The following is a 7,163-nucleotide window of genomic DNA, read 5'->3' on the forward strand; positions in this document are numbered from 1 at the left end:
CGGTCAGCATATGGAATTGATGCTCCGCCGACAATGGCCCGAAGCAACCTGGGGTGCGCCCTCAAGTGAATTGATAGCCAACACCTTCTGTTTAATGGCCGAGCATGGTTTGCCCCTTACTATGACCGAACCGCTACTTAGGAATCCAGCCCTGTTGCATCACCATTGTCAAACTGTCCGAAATGAAGCCTGCCGCAGTTACTTCCTCAATCGCTGGCTTCACCACTCCGATTCCATTCGTGACTTCTACACGCAAGTCTTCCTGCCACGACTCAGCACCTTTCTGGCCGATCCCAAACTCCGTGTGATGTTCGGGTCAAACAAGTCAGACATTGACCTGTTCCAGTGCTTGAGCGAACGCAAGCTCGTACTCTTTGACCTCAATAAGGGCATTCTCGGACGGGATGCTGAACTGGTCGCCAGTATCGTTCTGGCAGTCGAGCAACAGGCCGCCTTCGCGCGCCTGCCCATTCCAGAGCCGGAGCGGCACCTGTCACCCCTCATAATCGATGAATTCAACGCCTTGGCCGGTGTCCATGAGATCATTGCCCCGGCCTTAAACGAGTTTCGCAAACTGAAGATTCCGGTCGTCTTGAGCGGGCAGTCGCTGACCGGCATGGACCGCGCCATGCGCTCCACCATTCTCACCAACTGCGCAGTCCGCTGTTGTTTCCGCATGGACGCCGAGAATCTCAAGACCGTAACGGCAGAACTGCAAGGCGAAGAACGGGAATTACTGAGAAGCCGAATTGCCCGGCTCGGAGTTGGTGAGGCGATGGTCTTTGTCGGCGGAAGACCGGCCCGTCAGGTTTCAATTGACTATCTGCCGATTCCGGAGAAGCTAAGTCGGTCCGAGGAGCAGATGGTGCACCGCATGTATCGCAATGTCGGTGGTGTAAACTGGTCACCGGAGACTTATGAGGTAGAATCAAATCTTAGTGAGGCTCCTCAATCAGAGTTACGGCCGGCAGGTGAACAATCGGCGTCTGTGACTGAGCAGGGCGTTGATAATCATGACCTGCCGCCCGGCTATCGCGAAGGGGGATTCTGATGAGAGCCAACCCATCCAAGCGTCAAGCTGCACCCCGCTTGGCTTTGACTGACCGGGATCGAGACATCCTCAGCCTGCTTGACCGGCATCTGCTTCTCACTCGGGAACACCTGCAATTGCTCCTTGATTGGCCGTGTATCACCAGAATCAACCGCCGTTTGAGGCAACTGTTTGACGCCGGTTTGGTGGAGCGGCGATTCATGCCGGTGCAATCGGGATCTGCGCCCGCTATCTACTATCTCGGCCGAGAAGGTATCCGGCACCTTGCTTCTATAAGCGAGGCTGATTCGGACATGTTACTGCGCCGGCGCCGCCGAATTCGGCGAATGCCCGACAGTACGCTGGCGCATGATCTCGCCATCAGCGACTTCGCCGCGTCATTCATCCGCTGCTGTTCGAAAATTCCTGGAGGCGAATGGATATCTTGGCTGAACGAGTACGAATTCCTTAATGCCTGTCGGACAGCCAGAGTGCCATTGGCAATCATGCCGAGGCCGGACGGGTATGGCCGATATGCCATTAACCGGCTGCTGTATCATTTCTGCGTGGAACTGGATACTGGCAGTGAATCGCTTCGACGTCTTCGGCTAAAGCTCCAGGCTTATGATAATGCCCAGTCATCAGGCTACTTCCGAAGGACTTTCAAGCTCAGCCGCCTGACCGTTCTGATAGTAACCACGACTACGGGGCGAGCTGCAAGTTTCAACGCAAAGCTGCCGCAGGCCTCTTCTTTGCGCGTATTGGTCGGCACTCTCCGAGAAGTCACACAGAATCCGCTTTTTGCCCTAGTTTGGACTATGCCGGGGCAGCAAACAACCACATCGCTGCATCGTCAGGGAGTCACGAAAGGGCGTGGCTAATATGCGTTGGTGCCCGTTGTGTCGAAGGATTTCACCCGGTCAGCCGGAACGGTGCCACTATTGTGGTCGTACCTGGAATCTCAGGCTTTGTCCAAGCGGACACGAAAACCCGCCCGATAGCCAGTATTGCGGTCTATGCGGCAGCGCACGGCTTAGTGAACCGGCTCCCGGAGGCTATTTAGTCAATCGGCTATTCCGCCTCTTCAACAACCCCGGCTTGATTGTGCGCACTGTATTAGCCGTGCTCGGGGTCGGTTTAGTAATTGCACTTCTGACCAACTTCGACAACTTAATGCCATTACTGCTTGCCATTGCCTTCCTAGTGTTCGCGATCAGGCTCACGCGGCGGTTTTTGCCGGATTGGCTTGTCGGAGGGATTTCGAGGGTGCTTCGCTCGGCTGGGCGCGGCAAATCAGCAACCAAGACATCACACAGGCGTCGGGGACGCACTACCGGCGCATAATGAAAGGGTATTTTGAATGTGTAGTCGCCTTAACTCTCACGGAGTCAACGACCTTTCGGATGGTCATCGGGAAGCATGTTTGGACCGGCACCCGGTGCACTGGCTGCGCCATACCGGTGCACCTATCTGGTCAGTGAGCACTATTCCTGACCAGCTTGTTTGCATTGAAGTTGCGGTTGGTGTTTATACTCCGCAAATGCCCAGAGGACCATTTGATATCATCTATGCCGATCCACCCTGGCGGTACCAATGGTCAGGAATGAATCACAAGATCGAAAAGCACTATCCGACTATGGATTTGCAGGACATCAAGAACCTTCAGATTCCTTCAGCTGCTGATTCGGTTCTATATCTGTGGACGCCTCCGGCAATACTTGGCAATGCGCTGGAAGTCATGGAGGCCTGGGGTTTTCGGTATCGCAGCCATGCCGTGTGGGACAAGGAAATCATGGGGCTTGGTGTCTGGTGGCGGAATCAGCACGAATTGCTCTTGGTCGGCCGCAAGGGCACGTTTCCGGTGCCGCCGCCGTCGCAACGCCTCCGCTCGGTGTTTCGTGAGAAACGAACCATCCACAGCAAGAAGCCGCATTCGGTCTACGAGATGATCGAGCACATGTACCCCGGTATGCGGTATCTGGAGTTATTCGCCCGGAACCGCCGTCGTGGCTGGAAAAGCTGGGGCAACGAGGTATAAGGCGATCGCCGATTAGGTGCCAGGATGGACCGTCTCTACACTCCAGAGGAAATGTCGGAATTACTCGGCGTAAAGCTGTCCACGATCTACCAGTGGACCCACATCGGGTACATTCCGCATTTCAAGCTGGGGCGGTTTGTCCGGTTCCGCGAGAGAGATGTCGACAGGTGGTTGGAGTCAAGGCTCAGAAATGGCCGATCTGAAAGAAAAATTGACATTGCACTCTAATAAAAATATCTTGCTACTATGTCTCCAGGTGTGAATCGGTTCTTGAAGCGCCTCTTAGCGTTCGCGTTCGTTGCCCTCATCATCTCCGGTGCGTGGTATAGCTTTCTTCAAATCGTCAACGACCCGCCGATAGACACGACCCCCGCCCTTATCATGGTCTGGGTCTCAGCCATAATGCTTTTGTTAGCCCTATTTCCTGGTGTTCTTGACAGGATTAAGAAAGTCAAGATCAAGGACTTCGAACTCGAACTACAGGATTCGGTCGAAAAGGCAGCTAGTCAGGGGGGCCTAACCGTGCCAGATATAGACGAGCACATTTTCTCGCAGAAAGGCGATTTCAGGGAATTAGCCAACATCCTGTCAATGGCATTCAGGTTCCCTCATAAGCCCATACTCCTCGTTGCTAATTTGAGAGATGACAACTATGTGACAATTCCCATGCTCACTGTTTACTTGACCTATCTCGAGTGGATCGGGTCTTCGCTGACTGTCCTATTCGTCACTTCGCGCGATCCGGTGAGAAACCTCGGCGACATCACTAAAGAAATGATCCTTGGAGCAATCGGAGGCAAGAAGGTTCTAAGGGAGTTCATTCGCCGCTTTCCCCGACTCACGCGCTTTCACGGGTTTCCGCCATTCATGGAATTTGAACCTTTAGAAGAAGCGCTTCGTACCGGTAGTTTCAGAGCAGCGGACTTTGAACGCTACTTCCGTCACATTAATGGAGAGTGGCTCGAATCGAATGAAGGTCGCAGCAACTATCTCACAAAGAGAGATGTCAGAAATTGGTTTGTCGGTGAACTGAGCTCCGACACTATCGAGCTTTCGATATCCGCTGCCGACGTTCGAACGATTCGCAAGGCAATAGCAAATGAAAGTGAGTTTGTACTTATCCTGAAGGATGAGAGACTCAATTCTGTGGTGTCGCTATGCTTCTTAACGAAAGACGTGTCAGAGAAACTACTGAGACAATTCCCGACTAAGTAATCGTGTGACGATAAAATAATTTGTGCCAGATTTGTGCCAACTTGAATGAAAGACAGCCTGATTTTCCAGAACCAAACAAAACCAAATAAAATCTGGAATTCGCTGTGATTCAGCGAGTTATCGCATAAGTCGGTGACCGTCAAAAAGTTGCAAACTAGACCTCTTTCGATCCCCCCACCTCCATTTGTGAGTAACTCTTTGTTGCCACACCACTTACAACATATGCCGAGTTCGGTGGTTTCACCTCCAAACGGCTATCCCCATAGCTCTGTTAGAATGGCAGATGGCGGTTTTCAGATGTGAATCAACGAATCTGACTGGTGATGAAAGAGGCGAATAAGTTAACAATCAATCTCATGCTGTTTCGACCGAGTTTTGATGTCGCAGGAAGGCGATATCGCGCATCGGCGATTCGCCAAACAATCTGCTATACTCACGGCTAAATTGAGAGGGACTTTCGTAGCCGACTTGAAAAGCGGCCGTTGCCGCATCCAGCGAATCGGCTAACATCAATCGTCGTGCTTCATTCAAACGCAGCCACTTTTGGTACTGCAGCGGACTCATGGCCGTCAGCGCGCGGAAGTGGTGGTGGAAAGTCGACGTGCTCATGTTGACCTGAGTGGCAAGGTCATCAACCCGCAGTGGCTGTGTGAAGTTCGTCCTAAGCCAATCGATGGCCCGAGCGACCTGGTTACCCTGTGATCCTGCCGACGCAATCTGGCGCAGGCGCGCTCCCTGATCCCCGACGAGTAACCGATAGTATATTTCCTTCTGGATGATCGGGGCAAGAATCGTAATGTCTTGCGGCTCATCCAACAAGTCGACCAGCCGTTGAATGGCGGTGAGCAGCGGCCGTGTGACTTCGCCTATCTCCATACCGCAGCCGGCTTGCGGCGCACGTGGTGCAGGAAGATGGGTGTCGACCAACATCTGCGAAATCTCGCGCCGGTCAAGTACCAATACAAGTCCCAGGCACGGCTTCTCCTGACTGGCTTTTATCACTTGTACAACAGACGGAATATTCACAGACGTGACCAGAAAATGGCGAGAGTCATAGACGTATGAATCGTCTCCTATGAATACTCGCTTGGCACCTTGGGCAACAATGCAGATGCTCGGTTCATAAAGGGCGCACTCTGGTTGAGTTGGCTTGTCCCGTCGATAAAGCAAAAGATTTGGTACGTTAGTTTTGAGGTTATCTCTTTGCCCAGTTAATCGGGCAATGCTTGATGCTAAGGCTTCCAGGGCTTCTTTCATGCGCATAACATATAAGCCAGCCCATGACGCCACAACACATTTTTCGCATGTCTCGCAGGATTAGGCAAGAATCATGCAGAACTGCTCTATCCGATCCCGCATGAAATGGAGTATAATTGTCAAAATGAAATTATACGGTGAACAGTTTTATCATGGAGATTGAATATGAAGACGATGGCAGTTTTTGTAGCTCTGTTCCTGATGATTGCCGGACAAGCATATTCGCAACCAATGCAAGGGGAAAGCGCAGGTAATATGAAAGAGGCAAGCGAGGCTGAGCACTACACCTTTCATCTGAGTGATAAGGTGACTCGCCAAAAAGTAACATTCACAAATCGTTACGGAATTACACTGACCGGAGACCTATATCTTCCGAAGAATCGGGGAAGTGAGCCATTGGCAGCGCTTGCGATTAGCGGTCCGTTCGGTGCAGTCAAGGAACAATCGTCGGGTCTCTATGCGCAAACGATGGCGGAGCGCGGATTTGTCACGCTGGCGTTTGATCCATCCTATACGGGTGAAAGTGGTGGCGAACCCCGCAACGTCGCCTCGCCGGACATCAATACCGAAGATTTTAGTGCCGCGGTAGATTTCCTTGGCATGCAGTCTTTCGTTGACCGTGAACGTATCGGCATCATCGGAATATGCGGCTGGGGTGGCATGGCATTGAACGCCGCCGCCATCGATAAGCGGATCAAAGCCGTAGCCACCAGTACGATGTACGATATGACGCGCGTCATGTCCAAAGGCTACAACGACAGCATGACCCCGGAACAACGTACAAAAATTCTGGAACAATTGGCCCAACAGCGTTGGAAGGATGCTGAAAATGGAACGCCCGCTTACCAGCCATCTTACAACGAGCTGAAAGGCGGCGAAGCGCAATTCCTCGTGGACTATCACGACTATTACATGACACCGCGCGGGTATCACAAACGTTCAGTTAACTCCGGTAACGCGTGGACACAGACCACACCGCTGTCATTTATGAACATGCCGCTGTTGACCTACATCAAGGAAATATCGCCGCGTCCGATCCTGCTGATCCACGGTGAAAAAGCCCACTCGCGTTATTTCAGCGAAACAGCCTATGCAGCGGCGGCAGAGCCGAAGGAACTTCTGATTGTCCCTGGTGCCAACCACGTCGATCTGTATGACCAGATGGATAAGATTCCTTTCGATAAGATCACATCCTTCTTTAACACATACCTGAAATGAGGTGGTGCAAGAAGGCACTGCAGTTGGCTGATTATGCTCATTGGGTTGTTACTTTGGGAGAACTCCTCACTTGTCCCGGAATTCTGAGCGAACCTACGAGGCCGCTGGGCGGCACTGACTCACCGCTTCTCATCGGCCCCTCTCTTCTTGGACAGTGAAATTGCTCGATTGATTTGTGCCATATTTGTGCCAAATTGAATGAAAAACACGCTAATTTTCCAGAGCCAAACAAAACCAAATAAAAGCTGCAATTCGCTGTGATCCAGCTGGTTATCGCGTAAGTCGGTGAATGCGAAAAAGTTGCAAAATATGCCTCTTTCGATTCCCCCCACCTCCATTTGATTATGAATCGGTGCACACCAACATACTACATATGTCAAGGGTTCGGTGTGGTCACCTCCAATG

General features: G+C 51.9%; 7 protein-coding genes. 5 read left to right on the forward strand and 2 right to left on the reverse strand.

The window, feature by feature from the left end; all coding sequences use genetic code 11:
• The first annotated feature begins 10 nt into the window (after positions 1-10).
• The 4 genes from RBT76_15710 to RBT76_15725 all read left to right on the forward strand — a co-directional run bounded on the left by RBT76_15710 (position 11) and on the right by RBT76_15725 (position 4,283).
• Positions 11-1,051, forward strand: coding sequence for a hypothetical protein (locus RBT76_15710; protein MDX9859230.1), 1,041 nt, complete (start codon positions 11-13; stop codon positions 1,049-1,051).
• Positions 1,051-1,911, forward strand: coding sequence for a replication-relaxation family protein (locus tag RBT76_15715; protein ID MDX9859231.1), 861 nt, complete (start codon positions 1,051-1,053; stop codon positions 1,909-1,911). The genes RBT76_15710 and RBT76_15715 overlap by 1 nt, the downstream gene beginning before the upstream one ends.
• Positions 1,912-2,570: 659 nt before the next feature.
• Positions 2,571-3,068 (forward strand): MT-A70 family methyltransferase, encoded by a 498-nt coding sequence (locus tag RBT76_15720; protein ID MDX9859232.1) that lies wholly within the window; start codon positions 2,571-2,573, stop codon positions 3,066-3,068.
• A gap of 270 nt (positions 3,069-3,338) precedes the next feature.
• Positions 3,339-4,283: a hypothetical protein gene (locus RBT76_15725; protein ID MDX9859233.1), complete on the forward strand. Its 945-nt coding sequence runs from the start codon at positions 3,339-3,341 to the stop codon at positions 4,281-4,283.
• 354 nt (positions 4,284-4,637) lie between these two features.
• Here the strand turns inward: RBT76_15725 and RBT76_15730 are convergent, their stop codons facing one another.
• A complete protein-coding gene (locus RBT76_15730) occupies positions 4,638-5,540 on the reverse strand; it encodes an AraC family transcriptional regulator (GenBank protein MDX9859234.1) in 903 nt (300 codons plus the stop codon).
• A gap of 201 nt (positions 5,541-5,741) precedes the next feature.
• Here RBT76_15730 and RBT76_15735 point away from each other — a divergent pair, with 201 nt between their 5' ends.
• Positions 5,742-6,758 carry an alpha/beta hydrolase gene (locus RBT76_15735; protein ID MDX9859235.1) on the forward strand — a complete coding sequence of 339 codons (1,017 nt, stop codon included), beginning with the start codon at positions 5,742-5,744 and terminating at the stop codon, positions 6,756-6,758.
• A gap of 119 nt (positions 6,759-6,877) precedes the next feature.
• Here the strand turns inward: RBT76_15735 and RBT76_15740 are convergent.
• On the reverse strand, positions 6,878-7,163 hold a 286-nt coding region (locus RBT76_15740), incomplete at its 5' end, for a hypothetical protein (GenBank protein ID MDX9859236.1).

Source organism: Candidatus Zixiibacteriota bacterium (genome assembly GCA_034003725.1).
GTDB lineage: Bacteria > Zixibacteria > MSB-5A5 > GN15 > FEB-12 > WJMS01.